This is a genomic window from Bradyrhizobium sp. LjRoot220, assembly GCF_964252915.1.
Lineage (GTDB): Bacteria > Pseudomonadota > Alphaproteobacteria > Rhizobiales > Xanthobacteraceae > Bradyrhizobium.
Genome location: NZ_CAXUPS020000006.1, coordinates 286,500 through 310,531, shown reverse-complemented (window position 1 = coordinate 310,531; position 24,032 = coordinate 286,500). Strand labels below are relative to the sequence as shown.

24 protein-coding genes and 1 pseudogene are annotated in these 24,032 nt (G+C 63.2%); 11 read left to right on the top strand and 14 right to left on the bottom strand.

All coding sequences use genetic code 11. From position 1 onward, the window contains the following. The first annotated feature begins 87 nt into the window (after positions 1–87). The 6 genes from ACSQ84_RS24835 to coaA all read left to right on the top strand — a co-directional run bounded on the left by ACSQ84_RS24835 (position 88) and on the right by coaA (position 4,269). Positions 88–618 (top strand): DUF2628 domain-containing protein, encoded by a 531-nt coding sequence (locus ACSQ84_RS24835; RefSeq protein WP_436214348.1) that lies wholly within the window; start codon positions 88–90, stop codon positions 616–618. Then, positions 615–1,265 (top strand): imidazole glycerol phosphate synthase subunit HisH, encoded by a 651-nt coding sequence (gene hisH, locus ACSQ84_RS24830; protein ID WP_436214347.1) that lies wholly within the window; start codon positions 615–617, stop codon positions 1,263–1,265. The genes ACSQ84_RS24835 and hisH overlap by 4 nt, the downstream gene beginning before the upstream one ends. After that, entirely contained in the window at positions 1,253–2,002 is a 750-nt protein-coding gene (gene hisA, locus ACSQ84_RS24825) for a 1-(5-phosphoribosyl)-5-[(5-phosphoribosylamino)methylideneamino]imidazole-4-carboxamide isomerase (protein ID WP_436214346.1), read from the top strand. Before hisH ends, hisA begins: the two co-directional genes overlap by 13 nt. A gap of 99 nt (positions 2,003–2,101) precedes the next feature. Further along, complete coding sequence (gene hisF, locus ACSQ84_RS24820; RefSeq protein WP_212207580.1) at positions 2,102–2,878, top strand: imidazole glycerol phosphate synthase subunit HisF; 777 nt, start codon at positions 2,102–2,104, stop codon at positions 2,876–2,878. Between the two features lie 95 nt (positions 2,879–2,973). Beyond that, complete coding sequence (locus ACSQ84_RS24815) at positions 2,974–3,297, top strand: phosphoribosyl-ATP diphosphatase (RefSeq protein ID WP_436214345.1); 324 nt, start codon at positions 2,974–2,976, stop codon at positions 3,295–3,297. 15 nt (positions 3,298–3,312) lie between these two features. Beyond that, positions 3,313–4,269 (top strand): type I pantothenate kinase, encoded by a 957-nt coding sequence (coaA, locus tag ACSQ84_RS24810; protein WP_436214344.1) that lies wholly within the window; start codon positions 3,313–3,315, stop codon positions 4,267–4,269. 137 nt (positions 4,270–4,406) lie between these two features. Here the strand turns inward: coaA and ACSQ84_RS24805 are convergent, their stop codons facing one another. From ACSQ84_RS24805 to ACSQ84_RS24795, 3 genes are all read right to left on the bottom strand, one after another. Beyond that, on the bottom strand, positions 4,407–6,656 hold the full coding sequence (locus ACSQ84_RS24805) for an ATP-binding protein (RefSeq protein ID WP_436214343.1): 2,250 nt from the start codon (positions 6,654–6,656) through the stop codon (positions 4,407–4,409). 207 nt (positions 6,657–6,863) lie between these two features. Beyond that, on the bottom strand, positions 6,864–7,331 hold the full coding sequence (locus tag ACSQ84_RS24800) for a hypothetical protein (protein ID WP_436214342.1): 468 nt from the start codon (positions 7,329–7,331) through the stop codon (positions 6,864–6,866). 1,006 nt (positions 7,332–8,337) lie between these two features. Further along, positions 8,338–9,876, bottom strand: coding sequence for a YifB family Mg chelatase-like AAA ATPase (locus ACSQ84_RS24795; RefSeq protein ID WP_436214341.1), 1,539 nt, complete (start codon positions 9,874–9,876; stop codon positions 8,338–8,340). 158 nt (positions 9,877–10,034) lie between these two features. On the opposite strand from ACSQ84_RS24795, the gene rhuM reads away from it, so the two are divergent. Beyond that, a complete protein-coding gene (rhuM, locus tag ACSQ84_RS24790; RefSeq protein WP_436214340.1) occupies positions 10,035–11,084 on the top strand; it encodes a RhuM family protein in 1,050 nt (349 codons plus the stop codon). A 117-nt stretch (positions 11,085–11,201) separates the two neighbouring features. Here the strand turns inward: rhuM and ACSQ84_RS24785 are convergent, their stop codons facing one another. From ACSQ84_RS24785 to ACSQ84_RS24770, 4 genes and pseudogenes are all read right to left on the bottom strand, one after another. After that, the gene (locus ACSQ84_RS24785) at positions 11,202–11,513 is read right to left on the bottom strand and encodes a hypothetical protein (RefSeq protein ID WP_436214339.1); all 312 of its coding nucleotides are present in this window, start codon (positions 11,511–11,513) and stop codon (positions 11,202–11,204) included. A gap of 179 nt (positions 11,514–11,692) precedes the next feature. Further along, on the bottom strand, positions 11,693–12,193 hold the full coding sequence (locus ACSQ84_RS24780) for a hypothetical protein (RefSeq protein ID WP_436214338.1): 501 nt from the start codon (positions 12,191–12,193) through the stop codon (positions 11,693–11,695). A 153-nt stretch (positions 12,194–12,346) separates the two neighbouring features. Continuing rightward, positions 12,347–13,330: an MBL fold metallo-hydrolase gene (locus tag ACSQ84_RS24775; RefSeq protein WP_436214337.1), complete on the bottom strand. Its 984-nt coding sequence runs from the start codon at positions 13,328–13,330 to the stop codon at positions 12,347–12,349. Between the two features lie 169 nt (positions 13,331–13,499). Continuing rightward, positions 13,500–13,739, bottom strand: a pseudogene (locus tag ACSQ84_RS24770) (glutathione synthase); the annotation flags it as partial. Between the two features lie 262 nt (positions 13,740–14,001). Here ACSQ84_RS24770 and ACSQ84_RS24765 point away from each other — a divergent pair. After that, positions 14,002–14,463 (top strand): hypothetical protein, encoded by a 462-nt coding sequence (locus ACSQ84_RS24765; protein ID WP_436214336.1) that lies wholly within the window; start codon positions 14,002–14,004, stop codon positions 14,461–14,463. Between the two features lie 45 nt (positions 14,464–14,508). Here ACSQ84_RS24765 and ACSQ84_RS24760 read toward each other — a convergent pair whose 3' ends face one another. From ACSQ84_RS24760 to rsmI, 4 genes are all read right to left on the bottom strand, one after another. Beyond that, the gene (locus ACSQ84_RS24760; protein WP_436214500.1) at positions 14,509–15,450 is read right to left on the bottom strand and encodes a patatin-like phospholipase family protein; all 942 of its coding nucleotides are present in this window, start codon (positions 15,448–15,450) and stop codon (positions 14,509–14,511) included. Between the two features lie 33 nt (positions 15,451–15,483). Beyond that, entirely contained in the window at positions 15,484–16,428 is a 945-nt protein-coding gene (gene gshB / locus ACSQ84_RS24755; RefSeq protein WP_436214335.1) for a glutathione synthase, read from the bottom strand. A gap of 94 nt (positions 16,429–16,522) precedes the next feature. Beyond that, the gene (locus ACSQ84_RS24750; RefSeq protein ID WP_436214334.1) at positions 16,523–16,936 is read right to left on the bottom strand and encodes a YraN family protein; all 414 of its coding nucleotides are present in this window, start codon (positions 16,934–16,936) and stop codon (positions 16,523–16,525) included. Beyond that, positions 16,923–17,882 (bottom strand): 16S rRNA (cytidine(1402)-2'-O)-methyltransferase, encoded by a 960-nt coding sequence (gene rsmI / locus ACSQ84_RS24745; RefSeq protein ID WP_436214333.1) that lies wholly within the window; start codon positions 17,880–17,882, stop codon positions 16,923–16,925. Before rsmI ends, ACSQ84_RS24750 begins: the two co-directional genes overlap by 14 nt. A gap of 232 nt (positions 17,883–18,114) precedes the next feature. Between rsmI and ACSQ84_RS24740 the strand changes: the two genes are divergently transcribed. Continuing rightward, positions 18,115–19,329: a penicillin-binding protein activator gene (locus ACSQ84_RS24740; protein WP_436214332.1), complete on the top strand. Its 1,215-nt coding sequence runs from the start codon at positions 18,115–18,117 to the stop codon at positions 19,327–19,329. 143 nt (positions 19,330–19,472) lie between these two features. Here the strand turns inward: ACSQ84_RS24740 and hemW are convergent, their stop codons facing one another. The 3 genes from hemW to rph are packed head-to-tail and all read right to left on the bottom strand — an operon-like array spanning position 19,473 to position 21,989. Next, a complete protein-coding gene (gene hemW / locus ACSQ84_RS24735; RefSeq protein WP_436214331.1) occupies positions 19,473–20,642 on the bottom strand; it encodes a radical SAM family heme chaperone HemW in 1,170 nt (389 codons plus the stop codon). Then, positions 20,635–21,264, bottom strand: a complete 630-nt coding sequence (rdgB, locus tag ACSQ84_RS24730; protein WP_436214330.1) for an RdgB/HAM1 family non-canonical purine NTP pyrophosphatase — start codon at positions 21,262–21,264, stop codon at positions 20,635–20,637. Before rdgB ends, hemW begins: the two co-directional genes overlap by 8 nt. A gap of 11 nt (positions 21,265–21,275) precedes the next feature. Further along, a complete protein-coding gene (rph, locus tag ACSQ84_RS24725; RefSeq protein WP_436214329.1) occupies positions 21,276–21,989 on the bottom strand; it encodes a ribonuclease PH in 714 nt (237 codons plus the stop codon). A gap of 159 nt (positions 21,990–22,148) precedes the next feature. On the opposite strand from rph, the gene hrcA reads away from it, so the two are divergent. Both hrcA and grpE read left to right on the top strand, forming a co-directional pair. Continuing rightward, positions 22,149–23,237 (top strand): heat-inducible transcriptional repressor HrcA, encoded by a 1,089-nt coding sequence (gene hrcA / locus ACSQ84_RS24720; protein ID WP_436214328.1) that lies wholly within the window; start codon positions 22,149–22,151, stop codon positions 23,235–23,237. Positions 23,238–23,428: 191 nt separating this feature from the next. Beyond that, positions 23,429–24,028, top strand: a complete 600-nt coding sequence (gene grpE / locus ACSQ84_RS24715; RefSeq protein ID WP_436214327.1) for a nucleotide exchange factor GrpE — start codon at positions 23,429–23,431, stop codon at positions 24,026–24,028. The last annotated feature ends 4 nt before the right edge of the window (positions 24,029–24,032 follow it).

Sequence of the window (24,032 nt, the reverse complement as noted above, 5' to 3'; positions counted from 1 at the left end):
TGCTGTTTCCGAAAGGGTCCATGCTTGAACTAAAAGGCTGATCGGGCTGACCAATCATCTCGATCTGGTTCGCGGCGGAGAGTGACGATGCCGGTCTACACAGTGCATGCCCCGGTCAATAGCGGCGCCGATCTCGCGGCGACCGACAGGTTTGCGTTCGTGCGCGACGGCTTTCATTTCTGGGCCGCGGTGGCGAGTGTGCCGTGGCTGGTCTGGCACCGTCTGTGGCTGGCGCTGATCGGCTGGATCGCGTTGACCGTCGCGATCGCGTTCGGCCTGAGGGCGCTCGGCGCCGGCGGCGGCACGGTCCTGTTCGCCAATTTCCTGATTGCGGTTCTGATGGGCTTTGAGGCGGCCAGCCTGCGGCGCTGGACGCTGTCGCGGCGCAAATGGCGCCAGCTCGATATCGTGGTGGCCGACGACGAGGAAGCCGCCGAGCAGCGCTTCTTCGATCGCTGGACCGCAAGGCAACGCGGCCTCACCAACGACCAATGGGCGGTCGAGCGCGGCGGGCCGCCGCCGACCCGCCACGTGCCGGGCCAGCCATTCTCGAAGCCGCCGCCGATGCCGCAGGGCGGCATCATCGGCCTGTTTCCCGAGCCGGGAGGATCACGATGAGCGTTGCGATCATCGATTACGGCTCCGGCAATCTGCACTCGGCGGCGAAGGCGTTCGAGCGCGCCGCGCGCAGCATGGAAAATCCACCGAAGATCATGGTGACGCGCGATCCCGAGGCGGTGTTTCGCGCCGATCGCATCGTGTTGCCTGGCGTCGGCGCCTTCGCCGATTGCCGCCGGGGTCTGGATGCAGTCGACGGCATGCTCGAGGCGATGACGGAAGCCGTGCGTTCCAAGGCGCGGCCGTTCTTCGGCATCTGCGTCGGCATGCAGCTGATGGCGACCCGCGGCAAGGAGCACGTCACCACCGACGGCTTCAACTGGATTGCGGGCGACGTCGAAAAAATTTCGCCGCGCGAGGAAAATCTGAAAATTCCGCACATGGGCTGGAATACGCTCGACATGGTCCGCGAGCATCCGGTGCTGGAGCGCCTGCCGCTCGGGCCGAAGGGCCGTCACGCCTATTTCGTGCACTCCTATCATCTCAACGCCTCCAATGAAGCGGATGTGCTGCTGCGGGCCGAGTACGGCGGGCCGGTGACGGCGATGGTCGGCAAGGACACCGCGATCGGGACGCAATTCCACCCGGAAAAGAGCCAGCGTTTCGGGCTGGGTCTGATCTCGAACTTTTTGAAATGGAAGCCGTGATCCTTTTTCCCGCTGTCGATCTGAAGAACGGCCAGTGCGTGCGCCTCGAACAGGGCGACATGGCGCGGGCGACCGTGTTCAACCTCGAGCCCGCGGCGCAGGCGCGCGCCTTCGCCGATCAGGGGTTTGAGTATCTGCATGTCGTCGATCTCGACGGCGCCTTTGCCGGCAAGCCAATGAACGCGCTGGCCGTCGAAGGCATGCTGAAGGCGGTCACCATGCCGGTGCAGCTCGGCGGCGGCATTCGCGACCTCAAGACCATCGAGGCCTGGCTCGACAAGGGCATTGCGCGGGTGATCATCGGCACCGCGGCGGTGCGCGATCCCGAACTGGTGAAGAGTGCCGCGAAGAAATTCCCCGGCCGCGTCGCGGTCGGTCTCGACGCCCGCGACGGCAAGGTCGCGGTCGAAGGCTGGGCCGAGACCTCGCAAGTGACCGTGCTCGAAATCGCGCAGCGGTTCGAGGACGCCGGCGTCGCCGCGATCATCTTTACGGACATTGCCCGCGATGGCTTGCTGAAGGGCCTCAATCTCGATGCGACGATTGCGCTGGCCGAGAGCATTTCCATTCCCGTCATCGCTTCCGGTGGCTTTGCCTCGATCGAGGACGTCAAGGCGCTGCTCGAGCCGCGCGCCAAAAAGCTCGCTGGCGCGATTGCGGGCCGCGCGCTTTATGACGGCCGGCTCGATCCTGCTGCCGCGCTGGCGCTGATCCGCAACGCGCGCAGCGCGGCGTAAAGCCATGGTCAGGACCATGGCCCTACTTCTTTGTAGTGACGCGTTTTCTTCACGCGAACCGGTGCCCGCTTCGCTTGAAAACGCTTTGGGAGCTTTGCGATGTTCAAGGTCCGCGTGATCCCCTGCCTCGACGTCAAGGACGGCCGCGTGGTCAAGGGCGTCAACTTCGTCGATCTGCGCGACGCCGGCGATCCCGTCGAAGCGGCGATTGCGTATGACGCCGCCGGCGCGGACGAGCTTTGTTTCCTCGACATCACCGCCACCCACGAAAACCGCGGCACCATGCTCGACGTTGTCCGGCGGACCGCGGAGGCCTGCTTCATGCCGCTGACGGTAGGCGGCGGGGTCCGCACCATCGATGACATCAAGACGCTGCTGCGATCCGGCGCCGACAAGGTCTCGATCAACAGTGCGGCGGTCTCCAACCGCGAATTCGTCAAGCAGGGAGCCGAAAAGTTCGGCGAGCAGTGCATCGTGGTCGCGATCGACGCCAAGCGGGTCAAGCGCGCCGGCGGCTCGGACCGCTGGGAAATTTTCACCCATGGCGGGCGCAATTCGACCGGCATCGACGCCATCGAGTATGCCCAGGAAGTGGTCTCGCTTGGCGCCGGCGAAATCCTGCTGACCTCGATGGACCGGGACGGCACCAGACAGGGGTTCGACCTGCCGCTGACGCAGGCTATCGCCGACAGTGTTCCCGTACCGGTAATCGCGTCCGGCGGCGTCGGTAACCTCGACCACCTCGTGGACGGCATCCGCCAGGGCCACGCCACGGCCGTCCTGGCGGCCTCGATATTCCACTTCGGCGAATTTACCATTCGCCAAGCCAAGGAACACATGGTGCGCGCCGGGCTCCCGATGCGCCTCGATCCCTGACGACTCCCCGTCACAAAAGTGCTAAGTCCGCTCTTGCTAGGACCAGTTTTGGGATGGCGCGGGCCTTCAGCCGGCGCAATTGTTGAGTGCTGTTGATGCCGCGTTTCACCATTCATGATCTGGCCGCCACCATCGACGCCCGCGCCGCCGCGGGAGGCGAGGCGTCCTACACCCGCAAGTTGCTCGACAAGGGCGCGGAGCACTGCGCCAAGAAACTGGGCGAGGAAGCGGTCGAGACCGTGATCGCCGCGGTCGAGAACGATCGCAATCACCTGATCGCCGAAAGCGCCGACCTGCTGTTTCATTTGCTGGTGCTGCTCAAGGCGCGCGGCGTGACGCTGGAAGAAGTCGAGACTGCGCTCGGGCAACGCACCAGCCAGTCCGGACTGGAAGAAAAAGCCGCGCGCAAGCGCGATTAAGCAAGAGGCGACGCCATGGACATTCGGGCGACCGACCAGCAATACAACCCCTACCGGATCTTCACGCGCGAGCAGTGGGCGCGGCTGCGCGACGACACGCCGATGACGCTGGAGCCGGGCGAGTTCGAACGGCTGCGTTCGCTGCATGACCGCCTCGATTTGCAGGAGGTGGAGGACATCTTCCTGCCGCTGTCGCGGCTGCTGTCGATCTATGTCGACGCGACGCTGCGGCTCTATCAGGCGCAGCGCCAGTTCCTCGGCATCCGCGACCGCAAGGTGCCCTATATCATCGGCGTCGCCGGCTCGGTCGCGGTCGGCAAATCCACTACGGCGCGCGTGCTGCAGGCGCTGCTGGCGCGCTGGTCGCCGCGGCCCAAGGTCGAAATGGTGACGACCGACGGTTTTCTGTTTCCGAACGCGGTGCTCGAACGGCTCGGCCTGATGCAGAAAAAGGGCTTTCCCGAGAGCTACGATCTGCCGATGCTGCTGTCGTTCCTCAGCGACATCAAGGCCGGCCGCCGGCCGGTGCGCGCGCCGGTCTATTCGCATTTGACCTACGACATCGTTCCGAACCAGTGGATCGAGGTCGACCGTCCCGACATCCTGATCGTCGAGGGCGTCAACGTGTTGCAGACCGGTCGCCTGCCGCGCGACGGCAAAGCGGTGCCTGTCGTCTCCGACTTCTTCGATTTCTCGGTTTATATCGACGCCGACGAGCCGGTGCTGCGGCAATGGTACGTGCGGCGTTTCCTTGCGCTGAGGGACACGGCGTTTACCGATCCGCGGTCCTACTTCCATCGCTACGCGCCGCTCTCCGACGAGGAGGCGACGGCAACCGCGCTGGCGATCTGGGAACGTACCAACCTGGCCAATCTCGAAGACAACATCCTGCCGACCCGGCCGCGCGCGACGCTGATCCTCAAGAAGGGCGCCGATCACGTCGTCGAGACCGTCGCGCTGCGGCGGCTGTAGCGATGGTTTCGTAGAGGGTGGGCAAAGGCGCGTTGCGCCGTGCCCACCATTACGACCTTGCTCTTGATGGTGGGCACGCGGAGCCTGTCATCGGGCGCGCATTCGCGCGACCCGGTGGCTTTGCCCACCCTACGAATTTAAGCCGCAATGTGACTTGAGGCGGCGAGGCCCGCGATCGCCTCGGCGAGCTTCTCGCGGTCGAGCGGCTTGATCAGGAAGCCGTCCATGCCGGCCTCGAAACAGGCGTAGCGATCTTCCACCAGCGTGTTGGCGGTCAGCGCCAGGATCGGCGTCCGCCGTCCGGGCAGGCCGGCTTCCAAGATGCGCATCCGCTTGGTGGTTTCGATGCCGTTGAGGTCGGGCATCTGGATGTCCATCAGCACAAGATCATAGGGGCTGCCTGCTGATCTCGCCGACAGCCAGGATTCCAGTGCCTCTTCGCCATTGGTGGTGATGACCGCCTGATGCCCCAGCCGGCCGAGCAAGGAACGCATCAACAGCGCATTGATCTCGTTATCTTCCGCGACCAGAATCGAAAGCCCCTTGCTTGTCGGCGCCGGCGTCGCGACAGGCTCACCCAGGTCCGCCATGGCATCGTTGACGACGCTCGGGGCCGATATCTCGGGCGTGGCCGTCAGCCGCGCCGCGAGCGAGGCGGCCCGCAGCGGCTTGACCAGATAGCCGGTGAAAGCGGAGGTCGCAGAGGGCTGCAGTTCCTGCCGTGTCGCCGGCGTGAACATCACGATGCGTTGCGTGGCGTGCAGGCGCGCGGCCTCGCCGAACGCTTCGATGGCTTTGGTGCCGAGCGCGTGATCGATCAGGATGGCGTGCCAGGAACGCTCGGGCAGCAACGCCTGGGCGACTTCGGCGTCGGAAACCATGCAGGTCTGGCCGCCCCAGCGCTGCAGCCGCCGCGCGGTCAGCGAGGCCTCGATGTTTTGCGGCGACACCAGCATGATCGACTGGCCGGTCAGGTCCGGTGCGGCAAACGTCTTCGGCGCGCCGGCCTCGGAAGCCGGCAGCGGAATCGTAACTTCAAACGTCGAACCGCTACCGGGCTCGCTCTCCAGCTTGATGCGGCCGCCCATGCGCTTGACGATGCGGTCACTGATGCTGAGGCCAAGGCCTGTGCCGCCATAGCTGCGCGCGATGCGGTCGTCGGCCTGCTCGAATTCGCGGAAGATGCGCTCCTGCGCCTCGGGCGCGATGCCGATGCCGGTGTCGCGCAACAGAAAGCTGACTTCACCCGGACGACTGCCGGGCTCGACGATCAATGCGACGCCGCCGGTCGAGGTGAACTTGATTGCGTTGCCGGCGAGATTGAGCAGTACCTGGCGCAACCGCGCCGCGTCGCCGACCACTTCCAGGGGCAGGCGCTCGTCGATATAGGCGGCGATCTCGAGCTTGCGGGCCTGCGCGCGCGGCGCCAGCAATTCGGTGATGCCTTCGATCAGTTCCGGGAGCGCGAAGGCGCGATGTTCGAGGTCGATCTTGCCGGCCTCGATCTTGGAATAGTCGAGCAGTTCCTCGATCAGCGACAGCAACGCGTCGCCGGAGGTCTTCACTGCCTTGACGTAGGTGGTTTGTTCCGGCGTCAGCGGCGTATCGAGCAGCAGGCCGCTCATGCCGATGATGCCGTTCAGCGGCGTGCGGATTTCGTGGCTCGCCATGGCGAGGAAGCGCGACTTGGCGCGGCTGGCGGCATCGGCCTGATCGCGGGCCTCGGCCAGCGCGCGCTCGCTCTCGGTGCGGTTGGTGACGTCGCGGCCGACGCTCTGCATTTCTGACGGCCCGTCAGCATCGTTGCGGACCAGCGCTTCACGCCAGGCGATCCATCGCGGACCCTCGGGGCCGGCAATCTTCTGGTCATGGATGCGCGTGCCGTTCCATTCCAGGATGCTATCGCCCTGCTCCAGAATCTCGAGCGTGGCGTTGCTGCCGATCAGGGCCTCGCGCGGCGCCTGCGCCAGTTCGCAATAGGCATCGTTGACGAAGGTGATGCAGCCATTGGTGTCGCGCAGGATGATCAGGTCGCCCTGCGATTCGAACAGGCGGCGGGTGCGCTGCTCGGCCTCCTGCAGTTCCCAGTTCCGATCCGCCATCGTCTCGTTGTGCAGGGCGATCTTGCGCATCCTCTTGCGCAGGAAGCGAAACCGGACGCTCAGGGCGGCGAGGGCCACGCAGGCAATCGCGAACAGGAAGGCGATGCCGATCGCAAAGGTGTGTGGATTATAGCCGGACGCTTCCGAGCGGCTTGCGGCAATGAAGCCGTAGGCGCCGCCGAAGGTGGCGGAAAACACAATGAACGAGCGGAGCGTGAAACCGATCCAGGGGTGACGGCGGTCGAAGCGGCGGAGGTATAGTTTGATCCGGTAAATTCGCCCCATCGTCAGTTACCCTGAGATTGTTTGCTCGAATTGAGGCGGCTCGATTCGCCCGGTGCGCAGGGGAGACGATGCGTTGCCGACCTTGCAAAGTGCTTGAGGTCGGCGGCCATTGGCAGGCGCGATAAAAACAGGGTTGATGAAAGGTTAATGGCGCTAGGCCCGAAAAAATCGGGAACCGAATTCTCGCAAAGATCCAACTTCAAAAACTCACAGCGAGGCGGCCGCGAGGCGATGCTGGACGCCGCGGGCGCCGACAATGAGGGCGGCGGCATCGCGCGCCGAAAAACTCTTCGAGCGCACGAAGATCCGGTAATCGGCCGGACCGTCGGTGGAGAGATAGATGATGGGCTCGGACGGCGAAGGCGTCGTGGAAATCGCGACCAGCTGCAGCGGCGCGCTGCTCTCGCAGGCACCGGCCTCTGACGTGTCGATGTCGTCGATGGCGGTAAAGTCCGCCGCTTCCGCGCTGTCGGAGATCTGGACCCGCACGGTCGCGCGGCTCGGATCGTTGGTGAAACTGACATGACGTTCGGCCTGCCAGGACAGCGCCGCAATCTGGACCGAAGCGCCTGCGATCTCGATGCAGGGGCGCGGACCGGTCGAGAATTCGCCGCGTGCGAACACGGCCACCACGGCCAGCGGAACCACCGAGGCCAGAATCCCAAAACGCAACATGACACTACCCACTCGACACAAGCCCGCGACAGGGGGCTTATGGTTGGCAGAGGGTAAAGAAAACTCGTTACTACGGGGTTTATGAGCCCTGCTGTCGTCCCCCGCCTTGTGCGCAATTGCGCACTGGAGCGGGAGACCCAGTACGCCGCGGCCTGTCGGTTCAATCATCGGCGTCTCTGGATACTGGGTCGCCCGCTTAGCTCAATCCGTCATCCTGAGGTGCGCGCCTCTTGCGCGCCTCGAAGGACGACGGCCCGTCTGTGGCCGATTCATCCTTCGAGGCTCGCCGAAGAGGCTCGCACCTCAGGATGACGGGGACGCACCGTCGCGTTCTCGCGGCACGATCTGCGCGAGTTTTGCAAGTAGTCGTCGCCCTCTCAAACAAGGAGGGCGCAGGGAATGCCGGATGCGCGCTGCACCCGCGATCTCGTGTGCAATGTGCACAAGGAAGTGCGCACACGAGCATACAGGGCAGCGGAGAACATCCGACATTCCCTGCGCAATGGCTTTACGGCTTATAACGAGCTCTCCCCGGAGAACGGCTCTTTTGCCTCCGTTGCGCCCTGAGAAGCTATTGCCTCCAGGTGCATTGACGCCAGCACCGCGACGTCAGGACCACACGCCTTTGCCGTACGCTCTCGCGCCGTTCGTTATCGGCACTGCCAGCGTCCACCGCGACCCGTCCCAACGATCGTGACGATCATGATACGCCCCTCTGGCGGGACGGGATGGGTGAAGATGTAGCCTGATTTGTCGTTCTGGAAAAGCGAAATATTTTTCATTCTATATAATTTTTGGCTTGACCTGAATTCCGCAAATCAGAAGTTATTTGCCCGTCGCGCCCAATTTGCCGCGGCCAAATCAAAAAGCGGCCCGCCGGGACGGCTTACGTGGTGCCAGAGTGACCAAGTCATGACTGCGTGTCCGGCGCAGTCCTGGGGCAACAACCGCAACGCAGATTGTTTCGGCTTTTTGATTCCTCGGCGCAAGGGCCCATCCCGCTCCGTCACGCCGCGCGCCGCGCGTCCTCGGCCAGCGCACGATACGACAACGCTTCGGCCAGATGCAGCCGGCCGATCTTGTCCGCGCCGTCGAGGTCGGCCAGCGTGCGCGCAACGCGGAGCACGCGGTGATAGCCGCGCGCGGTGAGTTTCATGGTTTCCGCAGCGTCGCGCAGCAGCTTTTGGCCCTGTACATCCGGCTGCGCGATGGTCTCGAGCAGCGACGCCGGCGCCTCCGCATTTGTGCGGACATGCGGCATGCCGGCGGCGGCGTAACGCGCGAGCTGAACATCACGCGCGGCGGCGACGCGCGCAGCCACTTCAGCGGAGCCTTCGCTCGGTGGCGGCAGGATCAGGTCGGCAGCGGTCACCGCCGGCACTTCGATGCGCAGGTCGATGCGGTCCATCATCGGCCCGGAGATGCGCACCTGATAGTCCGATGTGCAGCGGTCGATCCGGCCGCGCTTGCAGGAATAGCCGGGCTCATAGGCGTGGCCGCAGCGGCACGGGTTCATCGCCGCCACCAGCATGAAGCGCGCCGGATAGGTGACGCGGTGATTGGCCCTGGACACCGCGACCTCGCCGTTTTCCAGCGGCTGGCGCAGCGAGTCCAGCACGCGCGGATCGAACTCCGGCAATTCGTCGAGGAACAGCACGCCCTGATGCGCCAGCGAGATCTCGCCTGGTCTGGCGCGCATGCCGCCGCCCGTGAGTGCCGCCATGCTGGCGGAATGATGCGGCGCCCTGAACGGCCGCCGCGCCGTCAGCGCGCCGTCGCGGATTTCACCGGCGACGGAGGCGATCATCGAGACTTCCAAGAGTTCCGACGGCGACAGCGGCGGCAGGATCGAGGGCAGCCGCGCCGCCAGCATCGACTTGCCGGCGCCCGGGGAACCGATCATCAGGAGGTGATGCCCGCCGGCGGCCGCGATCTCCAGCGCGCGTTTTGCACTCTCCTGGCCCTTGATGTCTCGGAGGTCGAGCAGTGTTTCCTCGCGCTCGTGCACTTTCGGCTGCGGCCGCGATAATAGTTGCGTGCCCTTGAAGTGGTTGGCGATCTGGATCAGCGATTTTGCGGCGATGATCTGGATATCCGGACTCGCCCAGGCTGCTTCCGATCCGCACGCGGCGGGGCAAATCAGGCCTTCCTCGCGCGAGTTGGCGCCGATCGCCGCCGGCAGTACGCCCGCGACCGGCGCGATCGATCCGTCAAGCCCGAGTTCGCCGAGCACCGTAAAACCTGCAAGCGCGTCGGGCGGGATCGCGCCGATCGCGGCCATCAGGCCGAGCGCGATCGGCAGGTCGTAATGGCTGCCTTCCTTGGGCACGTCGGCGGGCGCCAGGTTGACGATGATCCGGCGGGCCGGCAGCGCCAGCCCCGAGGCGATCAGCGCCGAGCGCACCCGCTCTCTGGCCTCGGACACCGCCTTGTCGGGCAACCCGACGATCGCGAACGCCGGCAGCCCGGGCGCGACCTGCACCTGCACGTCGACCGCGCGGGTCTCGATCCCCTCAAAGGCTACGGTAGAAACGCGTTGGACCATGCCGACCCCTGTCTCTACCGAGGGTAGCGGAACCGGCAAAAATGTGCAAGAACATTACGAGAACAATGAGAGGGTGTGCCGGAATCTGCGGCTCAGTCGACGGAGTTAAAAATAACTTCCCGAAACAGCTTAAAGGAACTCATGTTTAGGTGTCTGCCATGAATCCTCTTCCCACTGAACCAGTGCATTTGGTTGAAGACGCAACTACCGGCGACCGGTTTCTAATCTATGGAACCGAAAAAGGTATCCGCATCGAACTGCGGTACGATGGCGATACGCTGTGGATGACCCAAGGTCAGATTGCCGAGTTATTCGGCCGTGATGTGTCGACAATATCCAGACATATCAATAACATAATCGAGGAGGGGGAACTCGCCGAAGACACTTCTTTGCAAAAAGTGCAATTATCCATCGGCCGCCCCTCAACGCTTTACAGCCTCGATATGATTATTTCGGTCGGCTATCGAGTTTCTTCTACGCAAGCGACCCTATTCCGTAGATGGGCCACCGATAAGCTGGTTCAATTTGCAACCAAAGGGTTTGTCGTTGATGCGGATCAGCTTAAAGCGCCGGAGGCGCGGGACCGTGTAGCAGAGCTGCGCGAGATCATTCGCGATATTCGTTCCGACGAAGCCAATGTTTATCGCGAGCTTCGCAACATCTGTTCGATGTGCAGCGATTACGACCCAAAGTCCCCCAAGTGGACGGAATTTTACGCACACACGCAGGCGAAGTTCTTGTGGGCCGTAACGACCCATACCCCAGCGGAAATGATCATGAGTCGCGCGAATGCTGACCACGAGCATATGGGCTTGCGAACATGGAAGGGCGAAAGGGTCGCGAAAGCAGATGTTGAGGTGGCCAAGAATTATTTGGTGGAAGGTGAGATCAAAGAGCTAAACCGATTGACAACTATATTGCTGGACATTTTTGAAGACCAATTGGACCTTGGCCGCATTAGCACAATGGCCGAGATTGAGGCTCTACTGGGTTCGCAGTTACAGTCTCTTGGTAGAAAGGTCCTTCGCGGTGGAGGGTCTGTTAAATCGACCGAAGCCAAAGCGCACGCCCTTGGACAATACAGAGAATTTAACGAGAAGCGCCGTGCCGTTCGACACGCCGATGCGGACGCGGCGTTGGCGTTGCTGAAACAGCAGGAGAAGCTTCTGCCCAAAGCCAAGGGCGGTCGAAAAAACAAACCATCGTGATTTGAGAAAGCGATTTGAAAACTCAAGATTTGTTAGATGCCCGCGAGCACAGGATACGATGCATCCTTTGCGGCAAATGAGCCACTCCAACTCGCTTGACGAAAAAAGACAAAGACCTCAATTCAACTTACTCGCCGCAATCGCTGCCGCACTGGCCGCCGGCTGCTCCAGCATTTTCAGCGCGGCATCGAGGCCGTTGCGCAGATTGAGGGCGGCGTTCCGGCTGCAGCGCAGGCGGCCGGAGGAAATGAACTTCACCTCGGTGGAACCGTCCGTTTTGGGAATCAGGATGCGGGTGGCGAGTTCGATCTCGACCGAGCCGTTCATGGTGCCGTAGGCGCCGACGATGTCGAAATAGACCAGCGGGGCTGCGGCCCCGGTGTCCTCATAGACAAGGTCGCCCGGCTTGGGGTTGGGTTGGTCGGTCATGGGGCTCTCCCAAATCATGCTCAGGGGGCGGATTCGCTGATCACCCCTTACGCTATCTGGTGGCTCGGCCCTAGTGGTCGCTCACGCGCTGAAGTTCCGGTCGTCGGGCAGATCAATTAAGGCCGCCTCACCTGGCGGCCTTCTTCGTCGAATATCCGTGCGATTAGTCGCTCGGCCGTCTATGCGGCTGTCGGGTTGGCGTTGGCGAGCCGGCTCTTTCGCACCGCGAACGCCTCGTTCACCGTCTCCATGAAGCGGCTCAGCCACTGCTCGGCGGTCTGTGCACGCAATTCGGCCTCGGCGAGTTGTCGTTCAAGCTCCTCGGCCCTCGCTTCGCTTGCGGTGAGTTGGCTCGCCAAGTTGGCAATCCGCTCGTGCGCTTCCTGCCGGTCTGTTCGCGCCTGCTGCATCAGCTCGAACGCCTTGGTCTGAATCCTGGCGGACTGTTCTTCCATCGATTGCATGGTTTGGGCGGCGCCGCTGACGAGTTCCAGCGCCTGCAGGTAGTCCGGCAACGCGGGGTCCGCATCCGAAGTACGTTGGCCCGCCTGCTCGCGAGTGTTGAGCTTTTCCATAAGCCCGCTGACCCGGCGCGCGGTGGAGGGGGCGACCAGTTCATGAAGTTGATGGACGCTTGCCGGATTCCTCAATCGCGCTTGGGCAATTCTGCTCTCTGGCATTGCGTAAGCTCCCCTGTGATGTGCTTTCCGCCACACCCAAGAGATCGCAAGTTTATGGTTAACAAATAGTTAATTTTGGCAAATGTCCGGGGACAATCGTGCGTCAAAAGCCCGCCCCGCATCAAGGACGGGGCGGGCTTTCGAAACCTGTTCTCAGAGCAGCATTTTCATCGGCTCTGGATAATAATGGAAACCATCGCCGGTCTTGGCGATGTGGCCATAGCCCGGCCAGGCGAAGTGATAGGACATCACCGGGGTCTTGTTGGCCGCGATGGTGTCGAGCAGCTTCACCCGCGTGTCCGCCGCCTGCTTCGGATCCGTGTCGTAGGAGAACTGCATCCGCGGCTTCTCCAGGAGTAGTACGGCGTGGTGCGTGAGATCGCCGAGGAAGGCAAAGGATTTGCCTTTCGACGTCACCATGAAAATGGTGTGGCCGACGGTATGGCCGGGTGCCGCGATCGCCTGCACGCCGGGCAGGAATTCCTGGCCGTCCTTGATGAAGACGATGCGGTCGCGCACCGGCATCAGATTCTTGCGGGCGTGAATCACGAAATCCTTCATGGGGCCGCCGAGCTTGCCTTCATCGGTCCAGAAATCGAAATCGCTCTGGGTGATGTAGACTTGGGCATTGGGGAATAGCGGCTTGTCGTCGGCGCCGACCAGGCCGCCGATGTGATCGATATGGGCGTGCGAACATACGACCGCGTCGATATCCGCGGGCTTAATACCGGCTTCCGCCATGCTCGTCTGCTGGCGGCCGGTGGTCGGCCCGAATGCTTTCATGGTGCCCATGCCGGTATCGAACAGGATCAGCTTGTCGCCATTGTTCACGATCGGCGAGTTCTGCTCGAGCACGACATTGTCAGGGTCGAGGAAGTTGTCGGACAGCATCTTGCGAACTTCTTCATCGGGCACGCCGACGAAGGTGCCTTTTGGCGGGCCGAGCGGCAGCGGGCCGTCGGAAACCACGGTTACTTCGGCGTCACCGATAACGAAGCGATGCCAGTAAGGCGTTTGGGTGCCGAGCTTGGGCGCCTTGGCCAGCGCGCTGCCGCCGAGCAGGGTCGAGGCGCCGAGCCCCACACCGAGGCCTGCGCCGAGCGCAAGCAGGGACCGTCGCGAAACGTCGATCGTCATGGGTCTTCCTCCACTGTTTTTATTGCATTGAGAGTTGTCGCCCGGACAAATTCATCCGCAGCTACAGGCTGCTCCCGCTTCCGAAAATTGGCAAGTGGGATCAGGCGCGGGGCGGCCGGGCTTCAGAAATGTGCAGACGCGTGGCGCCCGAAGAAAATTTCCCGGAAGATTATTTCCTGGCCCGCTTCGCCTCAATGGTGTCCCAAATCTTTGCAGCGACGTCCGGGCCGTTGAGCCCCGCGATGGCGCGGATGCCGGTCGGGCATGTCACGTTGATCTCGGTGAGGTTGCCGTCGATCACGTCGATGCCGACGAACAAAAGGCCGCGCTCGCGCAGCGCCGGGCCCAGCGTGGCGCAGATCTCGCGCTCGCGCGGAGTAAGGTCGGTGGCCTTGGCGGCACCGCCGCGCGTTCGACGGCATGGGCGAATTCGTCCGTAGCCACAGGCTGCTCCAGCCATTGGCAAGGGGGTTGGAGGGAATGGTAGAGCTGTGTCAGTTTTGCAATCGGTTGAGAAAACTACACGTTGGCCCGCCTCGCCTAAGATTTTGCCGTGACGCCGGGCCCAAACCCCACTAGATATCGAGCCTGATAATTTCGACAGGCTCTTAAGCCTTGCTACCTGGCAAGTCCTTATTTTACCTAAAGCAGTTTTTTCGACTGGGGGATGGATGGCAGACGATCCAAACAATACAGCGCGAGACCAGTTTGCCTACATTGAATACAAGGAAGCTTGCGCAGCATATTTTCATGGGGTCGAGATCGGCTATACGGTCGCAAAGCACTATGCGACGGTAAATGCCCTGCTCGTCGCGTTACTTGGTGCACTCGCGGCATTGGAGTTGAAGAACCCGATTTTGCCGTCGCCGTCCTCTATTGCTCGGTGTATTCCCTGGATTGCGATAATCTTGTCGATCCTGTTTGCTCTTGCTGTGCCTCACTATTGGAAGCACCTTCAAAATTGCGCTTTGCGTTGCGCCGAGATCGAGAAGGAATATGGCGGCAAGCTCTTTGGAGGGATCGTAGAAACGGGCGATACTAGTAGATTCCAGTCAGGCATCGGCCTTTACGCCATGATCTCGATCGTCTCGTTGGTTTGGCTGGCATTCGCGCTCTCGCGCTATCTGCCTTAATAGGCAACGATCTCTTGTCGAGGCGATCGTCAGGTGCCTGACAACTCACCTGTCAGCAGTCAAATACTCTTCGGCAGCTTGAATAGCTTCTGCCTCAGCCCTCACGAGGACTGCTCGGTCTATCGTGTACCAGGAGCATTCGGTTGCCGCGCCTCTGCGCATAACGACATCGCTCCTGAGAACGACTCCGGGATGGTCAACTGACAATCGACAATTGCGATTGGCGACGGCGTAAGCGTTTCCGAATTGACGTCCATATTTCCAACCGAGAACGTTGGCTTCAACCACGGTGGTCATTCCAGTCGGGCCATAGTGGGGTTCGGTTTGGGTGGCGAGAACCAGGATATGTGTTGCGCCTGCCTTGATGGCCGAAAAAAGTGGAATAGGAGAAAGTAGTCCTCCGTCCAAGTGTCTCGTTCCGTTAATCTTGATGCCGGGCTCCCGCAGTCCAGGTACTCGTAACGAAGCTTTGAGAGCTTGAAGAAGCTCCGCTCGCGTAGCGAAGGAATCATGGACGATGGCTTGGCCACTCTCTACCTCGCTGGTCACCACATGCAACAACCCTCGAACTCCAAGGATCGCTTTATCGTTAAGCGCGCGCACCTTATTTATGACCTCATCAACGATGAAGTCCGTGTCAACCATCGCAGGGTACGAGAAAACTCTGAATGGACTGACAATCTCACGAGTGCAAATGTCTTCCTTGAAGATCAGTGATCCTGCCTCAGGCTGATTCGACAAGAAGTAGGCTGCAGCGCAGGCACCGGCTGATGCGCCGTGAACGGAATCAAACGCATCGACCATTCCATGCTCGCAGAGCACCTTGAGAAACCCACCGGCAACTATGCCGCGCATTCCTCCACATTCGATGACCAACGCAATGTGATTTGCATCTAGGCGCTTCCCGCGCACGGAGCCGGTGCGCGCACGCTCCCCCAGCAGACGGGGTATGGATGTGTTTGTCAGCATTTTATTGGAAGGCTGCATCAAGGGTGTGTATCACGTCCGACGTGCAGCAATCTAACCGGCCCGCTTCGCCTCAATGGTGTCCCAAATCCTTGCAGCGACGTCCGGGCCGTTGAGTCCCGCAATGGCGCGGATGCCGGTCGGGCAGGTCACGTTGATTTCGGTGAGGTTGCCGTCGATCACGTCGATGCCGACGAACAAAAGGCCGCGCTCGCGCAGCGCCGGTCCCAGCGTGGCGCAGATCTCGCGCTCGCGCGGGGTAAGGTCGGTCGCCTTGGCGGCACCGCCGCGCACCATGTTGGAGCGCAGATCGTCGGCGGCCGGCACGCGGTTGACCGCGCCGGCGAATTCGCCGTCGACCAGGATGATGCGCTTGTCGCCGTGCTTGACCTCGGGCAGGAAGCGCTGGATCACCCAGGGCTCGCGGAAGGTGACCGAGAACATGTCGAACAGCGAGCCGAAATTCATGTCCTGCGGCATCACGCGAAACACCGCCGCGCCGCCGTGGCCGTGCAGCGGCTTCATCACCACCGCGCCATGCTCGTCGCGGAACGAATTGATTTCGTCAAGGTCGCGCGAGATCAGCGTCGGCGGCATCAGCTGCGGAAAGTTCAGCACGAACATCTTTTCCGGCGCGTTGCGCACGCTGGCGGGATCGTTGACGACCAGCGTCTTGGGATGGATCCGTTCCAGCAAATGCGTCGAGGTGATGTAGGCGATATCGAACGGCGGCTCCTGCCGCAGCAGGATGACGTCGAATGCGTTCAGCGGCGCGCGCTTGGGCTCGCCGAGCGTGAAATGATTGCCGGCCTCGTCGCGCACGGTCACCACCCGGAGCGGCGCCACCAGCTCCTCGCCGCGCAGCGAGAGCTGATCCGGTGTGAAATAGGAAAGTCCGTGGCCGCGCTTTTGCGCTTCCAGCATCAGGGCAAAGGTCGAATCGCCGCGGATGTTGATACGCGCGATGGGATCCATCTGGACGGCGACATTCAGTTTCATGAGGTGGGTCCGGCTTTCTTGAGGGAGATCTTTATCATAGCGTTTTCAAGCGAAGTGGGTACCGGTTCGCGTCAAGAAAACGCGTCAGACAAAATCAGCTGCTGGCGTCGAATGCCGCTAACAGATGGCGTGGCAGACGCCGCGGCGCAATCAGGACGGCGTCGAATCGCAGCTCGAATTCGGCATGCTCGGGATGCGCCATCAGCCAGCCCTGCGCGGCGTCGATGATGCGCGCCTGCTGGCGCGGCGTCACCGCATAGGCGGCGTCGTCGAGGCGGGCCCGCGCCTTGACCTCGATGAAGGCGATCAGATTGCGCTTTTTGGCGACGATATCGATCTCGCCATAGGGGGTTTTGAAACGTTTGGCGAGGATGCGGTAGCCCTTGGCCATCAGGAAGGCGGCGGCGCGGGTCTCGGCCGAGAGCCCGGTCTGGAACGCCGCGACCCGCTCCGGCGCGGCGAGTTTTGCGGGCGCGTCGGGCGGCGTGGCGCCGTCAGTCTTCGCCATCGTCCGCTCCAGCCTTGAGTTCTTTCGCAAGCTCGAGCGCGCGGGCATAGACCTCGCGGCGCGGCCGGCCAGACAATTCGACGGCATGCGCGACCGCATCCTTGACGCTGTCGCGCGCCAGCGATGACCGCAAGAGGTCGTCGAGATCAGCCTCGCTCATGACCCGGGCGTCCGCCCGGGGCGGGCCGACGACCAGCACGAACTCGCCCCGCGTCTCCAGCGTATCGGCGGCCTTTGCCAACTCGGCGACCGGGGCGCGGGAAATCTCTTCGTGCAGTTTGGTCAATTCGCGGCAGATCGCGGCGTCGCGCTCCGCCATGATCCCGGCGAGATCGCCGAGCGTGTCCGCGATGCGGTTGCCGGATTCGAACATGACAAGCGTGGCATCGATCCGGGCAAGTTCCGACAGCCGCGTACGGCGGGCCTGCTGCCTGGCCGGCAAAAACCCCTCGAAGAAAAACCGGTCGGTCGGCAGTGCGGCCACCGAAAGCGCCGTCAGTACCGAAGAGGCGCCCGGCACCGCGATCACGGCGTGGCCGGCGGCGCAGACCTCGCGCACCAGCTTGAAGCCGGGATCGGAGATCAAAGGCGTACCGGCGTCCGAAACCAGCGCGATCGAGGCGCCCTGCGCCAGCTTTTCCAGGATCTTTGGCCGCGCCATCACGGCGTTGTGCTCGTGATATTGCTTGAGCTGCGCCGTGATCGCGTAGCGTTCGGTCAGGCGGCGGGTGATGCGGGTGTCCTCGCAGGCGATGATGTCGACCCCGGCCAGGGTTTCCAGCGCGCGCAGCGTGATGTCGCCGAGATGGCCGATCGGGGTGGCCACCAGATAGAGCCCGGGAACCGGCTTTGGGGCGGTCAGGACATGGCCGCCGATCGAAAATGACCTCGCTGCCGAACCCGGTTCGGCTTCAGACCCGTAGTTGGAGCTGGTTTTTGCGCGCATAATGCCAATCTAAAGGGGTGTTGGCGCCAGCGCCACAGCGCGGTGGGTTGGGGAGGCGAACGCTGGCTCAGCACGACGGCAAGGAGGCAGGAATCCGCAGCCGGCAACGCGGCCGCGTAGCCATAATCCTTTTGTTTTGGTTAACTATTCGCCGACAATATGCCTGAATCCTTCCGCCTTTATTCCGGCGGTTGGAGCTGGCCGATCGCGGTCGGTCAAGAGAAGAGATACGATGGTGGGCCCGCTCAATCGCAAACCTCAGCCGTCAGGGGCAACCCGGCGGACGGCGGTCGGCCTTATTCTCGGCGCGCCGCTGCTCGGCGCGTGCTCCAGCGTGCAGCAGAGTTTTGGCCAGTTTTCCAACCCGTTCGGCTCGCCGCAGCCCGAGGCCGGGCCCGCGGGCCCGCAGCAGCAGCCGCTTGCGGTCGGCACCGGGCAGGTCAAGGTCGGCCTGATCCTCCCGCTCTCGGCTGCCGGCAATGCCGGCGTCGCCGCGCAGTCGATGAAAAACGCCGCCGAAATGGCGCTGGCCGAGTTCCAGAACCCCAACATCCAGCTTCTGATCAAGGACGATGGCGGCAGCCCGCAGGGCGCCAGCCAGGGAACCCAGCAGGCGCTGAGCGAAGGCGCGGAAATCATCCTCGGCCCGCTGTTTGCGCAGTCGGTTCCCGCGGTCGCGCAGCAGACCCGCACGCGCGGCATCTCGGTGATCGCGTTCTCGACCGATTCCAGCGTGGCCGGACGCGGCGTTTATCTGCTGAGCTTCCTGCCCGAATCCGACGTCAACCGCATCGTCGATTACTCGGCAGGCATCGGAAAGAAATCTTACGCCGCGCTGCTGCCCGACAACGCCTATGGCAATGTGGTGGAAGCCGCCTTCAAGCAGGCCGCGGCACGCAAGGGCCGCATCGTCGCGTTCGAGAAATATGGCGCCGATCGCTCGGCCGCGGTGCGCACCGTGGCGCAGTCGCTCGGCCAGGCCGATGCGCTGTTCATCGCCGATGACGGCGATTCGGTGGTGGCGACGGCCGACGCACTTGCCGCGGCGGGCGTGAATTTGCGCAACATCCAGTTGCTAGGCACGGGCCTGTGGGACAATCCGCGCGTGTTTGCGAGCCCGGCGCTGCAGGGCGGTCTCTATGCGGCACCGGATCCTTCGGGGTTTCGCAGTTTCGCCGGCCGCTACCGCACCAAATATGGCGGCGAGCCGGTACGCACCGCGACGCTCGCCTATGACGCGGTGGCGCTGGTCGCCGCATTGTCGCGCACGCAAGGCGCGCAGCGCTTCGCGGCGGAAACGCTGGCCAACCCGTCCGGCTTTGCCGGCATCGACGGGCTGTTCAGGTTCCGCTCCGACGGCACCAATGAACGCGGGCTTGCCGTCATGAAGGTGGCGCAAGGCGGCAGCACGCCGGTTGCAGGTTCGCCGAAGAGTTTTGGCGCTTAGGTTTATCGTCGTCCCTTCGAACGCAGGGGTCCATAACCACCGGCGGAATTTGATAGAAGAAGATGGTATCTCCCATTTTGCCCGAATGAGAGGCCGCGGCGTATGGGTCCCTGCGTTCGCAGGGACGACATGCTGAAATAAATCTACGCCGCCAGATCCGCTACCACCGCGTCGAGCACGGGGAAACCGGCCTGCGTCACCCGCAGCCTTCCGTCGGCATCGACAATAATCGCGCCTTCTTCGCGCAGCACGGCGATCCGGCCGGGATCGAGCGTCCGGCCCGACAGCGCGGCGTAGCGCTTGGGATCGATGCCTTCCGCAAGCCGCAATCCCATCAGCAAAAATTCGTCGGCACGCTCTTCGGAGTTGAGGACGTCGTCGGTGATGAAGCCGTGGCCGTTGGCCTCGACCCGCATCAGCCAGGCTTCGGGACGTTTTTCGGTCGCGATTGCGTGCCTCGCGCCATCGATATCGAGGCGGCCATGCGCGCCCGGACCGATGCCGGCATATTCCTCGCCGCGCCAGTAAACGAGATTATGTTTGCACTCCGCGCCCGGCCGCGCGTGGTTGGAAATCTCGTAAGAAGGAAGGCCCTGCGCGGCACAGACGTCCTGCGTCACGTCGTACAGTGCGCGGGCGACGGCCTCATCCGGCGTCTTCAGTTTTCCGGCCGCGTGCAATCCGAAAAACGGAGTGCCCTCCTCGATGGTGAGCTGATAGAGCGACAGATGTTCGGCGGCTTCCGAAATCGCCAGCTTCAATTCATCGGCCCACATCTGCGGCGTCTGGTCGGGACGGGCATAGATCAGGTCGAACGAGTAACGATCGAACGATTGCCGCGCGATCGCCACCGCATCGAGCGCTTCGCGCGCGCTGTGCAGCCGGCCCAACGCCTTCAATGAAACGTCATCCAGCGCCTGCACGCCGAGCGACACCCGGTTGACGCCGGCCGCGCGATAGCCGCGAAACCGCGTCGCCTCGACGCTGGTCGGATTGGCCTCCAATGTCACTTCGACATCGCCAGCGACGCGCCAGTGCTTGCCGATCGCATCGAGAATGGAGCCCACGGTCTGCGGCGCCATCAGCGACGGCGTGCCGCCGCCGAGAAAGATCGAGGTGACCTCCCGTCCCGGCGCGCGCTCGGCGGAGGTTTCGATCTCGCGCGCAAAGGCACTGACGAACCGCGCTTCATCAATCGGGGCGTGGCGGACATGGCTGTTGAAGTCGCAATACGGGCATTTCGACAGGCAGAACGGCCAGTGCACGTAAACGCCGAAAGCCGCTTTGCCCGGGGAGTGTTCAAAGCTAGCCAAGGCAGTTCTCCGCCAGTTTGACGAAGGCGCGGGCGCGGTGCGAAAGGCCGAGCCCCAGCGGCGGCAGGCCGTGTTTTTCGATGCTGGCCATCTCGCCGAAGGTGCGGCCGTGGCCATCGGGGAGGAACGACGGGTCGTAACCGAAACCCTCGGTGCCGCGCGGCGGCCACACCAAAGTTCCATCGACCCGCGCCTCGACCTCTTCGAGGTGGCCGTCGGGCCAGGCGACGCATAATGCCGAGACGAAATGCGCCTTGCGCTTGTCCGGCGTCGTGGCGCCGCGCTCCTGCAGCAGGCGCTCGACCCGCGTCATCGCTGCCATGAAATCCTTGTTCGGCCCGGCCCAGCGCGCCGAATAAATCCCGGGCGCACCGTCCAGCGCATCGACGACCAGGCCGGAATCATCTGCGAACGCCGGGAGTTGCGCGGCTTTCGCGGCCGCGATCGCCTTGATCGCGGCGTTGGCCCGAAACGTCTCGCCGATCTCCTCGGGCTCATCGAGGCCGAGCTCGCCCGCAGAGATCGCCTCGACGCCATGCGGCGCCAGCAATTCGCGCATCTCGGCAAGCTTGCCGGGATTGTGGGTCGCGATCACGAGGCGGCCTGTGATTCGACGGTGCATGCTGGATCAGACTACGCGACGGCCATCTTTTGCAAGTCCACCAGGCGCGCGACGCCCTTGCGCGCCAGCGTCATCAGCGCCAGGAACTCACCTTCCGAGAACGGCGTCTTTTCGGCGGTGCCCTGCACCTCGATGATGCGGCCGTCGCCGGTCATCACGAAATTGGCGTCGGTGTCGGCCTCGGAATCCTCGGCGTAGTCGAGATCGAGCACCGGTGTGCCCTGATAGATGCCGCAGGAGATCGCCGCGATATTGTCGCGCAACACATTGGCTTTCAGCATGTTGCGGTTCTTCATCCAGGAGATGCAGTCGGCCAGCGCCACCCATGCGCCGGTGATCGCGGCGGTACGGGTGCCGCCATCGGCCTGGATCACGTCGCAATCGATCGTGATCTGGCGCTCGCCGAGCGCTTCGAGGTCGACAGCCGCACGCAACGAGCGCCCGATCAGGCGCTGGATCTCGACGGTGCGGCCGCCCTGCTTGCCGGCCGCGGCCTCGCGGCGGGTGCGTTCCAGCGTGGCGCGCGGCAGCATGCCGTATTCGGCGGTGACCCAGCCGCGGCCCTGGCCCTTGAGCCATGGCGGCAGGCGTTCCTCCAGCGTGGCCGTGACCAGCACATGGGTATCGCCGAATTTCACCATGCAGGAACCTTCGGCGTATTTGACGACGCCGCGTTCCAGCGACACGGGGCGCAGCTCATCGGGCGCACGGCGGCTTGGCCGCATGGGGAATCCTCCGGGAAATCAGGGCAAAGATCGTTCGCGGTGCTTGTAGGAGGGGGAGCGGGCAGCGGCAAGGGCCTTGGCCACCTCTTTGGGGTGTAATGCGTGCTTGTCACCGGGCCTCCGGATAGACAGATTAGAGGCCTAGTGAGGGAGTGACTGGTGGCCCACCACGATCCGATTGGCCTGATCGCGCCGAATGCCGGGCTGGCCCAGCTCAACGAGCGTTCGCGCGACATTTTTCGTCAAATCGTCGAGAGCTATCTTGCAACCGGCGAGCCGGTCGGCTCGCGCAACATCTCGCGCCTGATCGCGATGCCGCTGTCGCCGGCCTCGGTGCGCAACGTGATGTCGGACCTCGAACGGCTCGGCCTGATCTACGCGCCGCATACCTCGGCCGGCCGTCTGCCCACCGAACTGGGCTTACGCTTCTTCGTCGACGCCCTGATGCAGGTCGGCGACCTCACCGAGGACGAACGGCAGTCGATCCAGACCCAGCTTGCCTCCGTCGGCCGCGCGCAATCGGTCGAGGCGGCGCTCGGCGAAGCCCTGACGCGGCTGTCGGGTTTGACGCGCGCGGCCGCGGTGGTGCTGACCGCCAAATCCAATTCGCGGCTGAAGCACATCGAATTCGTGCGGCTGGAGCCGGAACGCGCGCTGGTGGTGCTGGTCGGCGAGGACGGCCAGGTCGAAAACCGCGTGCTGACCCTGCCGCCCGGCGTTCCCTCATCGGCGCTGACGGAAGCCAGCAATTTCCTCAATTCGCGGATTCGCGGCCGCACGCTGGCGGAATCGCGCCTCGAACTCGAAACCGCGCTGACGCAAAGCCGCGCCGAACTCGATCAGCTGACGCAGAAGATCATTGCGGCCGGCATCGCGAGCTGGTCCGGCGGCGAAAGCGACGACCGCCAGTTGATCGTGCGCGGGCATGCCAATCTGCTCGAGGATCTGCACGCGCTGGAAGATCTGGAGCGCGTGAAGTCGCTGTTCGACGACCTCGAGACCAAGCGCGGCGTCATCGATTTGCTCGGCCGCGCCGAACGCGCCGAGGGCGTGCGGATCTTCATAGGATCGGAGAACAAGCTGTTCTCGCTGTCGGGTTCCTCCACCATCATCGCGCCCTATAGCGACGCGGCGGGCCGCATCGTCGGGGTGCTCGGCGTGATCGGGCCGACGCGGCTCAACTATGCAAGGGTGATTCCGACGGTGGACTATGCCGCGCGGATCGTCAGCCGCATGCTGGGTGGTTAATCCGGCGCGAAACGCCAACTCTCTTGTTTTTGAGACGTTTTCCTGGCGCGAACCGGTATCCACCCGGATCAAGTCCGGAACATGCTTCGCTCGAAAAGGCGATGGAACGCTTGATTTTCGCTCGCTAAAGCACGATATCCCGGGCAGCAAATCCCCAATTAACCAGACGGTTCTTTTGAGAAGGCAGACTTATGACCGATCCCAACCGGCCGGATGACGACGCGGCGGCCCAGAGCGGCGAGCCCGTGGTCTCAAAGCCCTACATCATGCCCGACGATCCCGAGGAGGGATCGGTCGAGGCGTTGACGAAGGAAGCGGCTGAAGCGCGTGACAAGATGCTGCGCACGCTGGCGGAGATGGAAAACCTGCGCAAGCGCACCAGCCGTGAAGTGGCGGATGCCCGCATCTACGGCATCACCGGCTTCGCGCGCGACATTCTCGACATCGCCGACAATCTGCAGCGCGCGCTGGACGCGGTTCCGGAGGAAATGAAGGCCTCGGCCGACCCGGCGCTGAAGGCGTTCATCGAAGGCGTCGAATTGACCGAGCGGTCGCTGCTCAACACGCTGGAGAAAAACGGCGTCAAGAAATTCGATCCGTCCGGCGAGAAGTTCAATCCGAACTTCCAGCAGGCGATGTACGAAGTCCCTGATACGTCGGTGCCGTCGGGCACCGTGGTGCAGGTGGTGCAGGCCGGCTACACGATCGGCGAGCGCGTGCTGCGCCCGGCGCTGGTCGGCGTCTCCAAGGGCGGCGCGAAAGCCGCGCCTGCCGCCGACGTCACGGACTGAGCCG

What these genes read in the sequence shown, in the direction of transcription:
- ACSQ84_RS24835 (WP_436214348.1), top strand. Translation starts at nt 88, where the DNA reads ATGCCGGTCTACACAGTGCATGCCCCGGTCAATAGCGGCGCCGATCTC.
- hisH (WP_436214347.1), top strand. Translation starts at nt 615, where the DNA reads ATGAGCGTTGCGATCATCGATTACGGCTCCGGCAATCTGCACTCGGCG.
- hisA (WP_436214346.1), top strand. Translation starts at nt 1,253, where the DNA reads ATGGAAGCCGTGATCCTTTTTCCCGCTGTCGATCTGAAGAACGGCCAG.
- hisF (WP_212207580.1), top strand. Translation starts at nt 2,102, where the DNA reads ATGTTCAAGGTCCGCGTGATCCCCTGCCTCGACGTCAAGGACGGCCGC.
- ACSQ84_RS24815 (WP_436214345.1), top strand. Translation starts at nt 2,974, where the DNA reads ATGCCGCGTTTCACCATTCATGATCTGGCCGCCACCATCGACGCCCGC.
- coaA (WP_436214344.1), top strand. Translation starts at nt 3,313, where the DNA reads ATGGACATTCGGGCGACCGACCAGCAATACAACCCCTACCGGATCTTC.
- ACSQ84_RS24805 (WP_436214343.1), bottom strand. Translation starts at nt 6,656, where the DNA reads ATGGGGCGAATTTACCGGATCAAACTATACCTCCGCCGCTTCGACCGC.
- ACSQ84_RS24800 (WP_436214342.1), bottom strand. Translation starts at nt 7,331, where the DNA reads ATGTTGCGTTTTGGGATTCTGGCCTCGGTGGTTCCGCTGGCCGTGGTG.
- ACSQ84_RS24795 (WP_436214341.1), bottom strand. Translation starts at nt 9,876, where the DNA reads ATGGTCCAACGCGTTTCTACCGTAGCCTTTGAGGGGATCGAGACCCGC.
- rhuM (WP_436214340.1), top strand. Translation starts at nt 10,035, where the DNA reads ATGAATCCTCTTCCCACTGAACCAGTGCATTTGGTTGAAGACGCAACT.
- ACSQ84_RS24785 (WP_436214339.1), bottom strand. Translation starts at nt 11,513, where the DNA reads ATGACCGACCAACCCAACCCCAAGCCGGGCGACCTTGTCTATGAGGAC.
- ACSQ84_RS24780 (WP_436214338.1), bottom strand. Translation starts at nt 12,193, where the DNA reads ATGCCAGAGAGCAGAATTGCCCAAGCGCGATTGAGGAATCCGGCAAGC.
- ACSQ84_RS24775 (WP_436214337.1), bottom strand. Translation starts at nt 13,330, where the DNA reads ATGACGATCGACGTTTCGCGACGGTCCCTGCTTGCGCTCGGCGCAGGC.
- ACSQ84_RS24765 (WP_436214336.1), top strand. Translation starts at nt 14,002, where the DNA reads ATGGCAGACGATCCAAACAATACAGCGCGAGACCAGTTTGCCTACATT.
- ACSQ84_RS24760 (WP_436214500.1), bottom strand. Translation starts at nt 15,450, where the DNA reads ATGCAGCCTTCCAATAAAATGCTGACAAACACATCCATACCCCGTCTG.
- gshB (WP_436214335.1), bottom strand. Translation starts at nt 16,428, where the DNA reads ATGAAACTGAATGTCGCCGTCCAGATGGATCCCATCGCGCGTATCAAC.
- ACSQ84_RS24750 (WP_436214334.1), bottom strand. Translation starts at nt 16,936, where the DNA reads ATGGCGAAGACTGACGGCGCCACGCCGCCCGACGCGCCCGCAAAACTC.
- rsmI (WP_436214333.1), bottom strand. Translation starts at nt 17,882, where the DNA reads ATGCGCGCAAAAACCAGCTCCAACTACGGGTCTGAAGCCGAACCGGGT.
- ACSQ84_RS24740 (WP_436214332.1), top strand. Translation starts at nt 18,115, where the DNA reads ATGGTGGGCCCGCTCAATCGCAAACCTCAGCCGTCAGGGGCAACCCGG.
- rdgB (WP_436214330.1), bottom strand. Translation starts at nt 21,264, where the DNA reads ATGCACCGTCGAATCACAGGCCGCCTCGTGATCGCGACCCACAATCCC.
- rph (WP_436214329.1), bottom strand. Translation starts at nt 21,989, where the DNA reads ATGCGGCCAAGCCGCCGTGCGCCCGATGAGCTGCGCCCCGTGTCGCTG.
- grpE (WP_436214327.1), top strand. Translation starts at nt 23,429, where the DNA reads ATGACCGATCCCAACCGGCCGGATGACGACGCGGCGGCCCAGAGCGGC.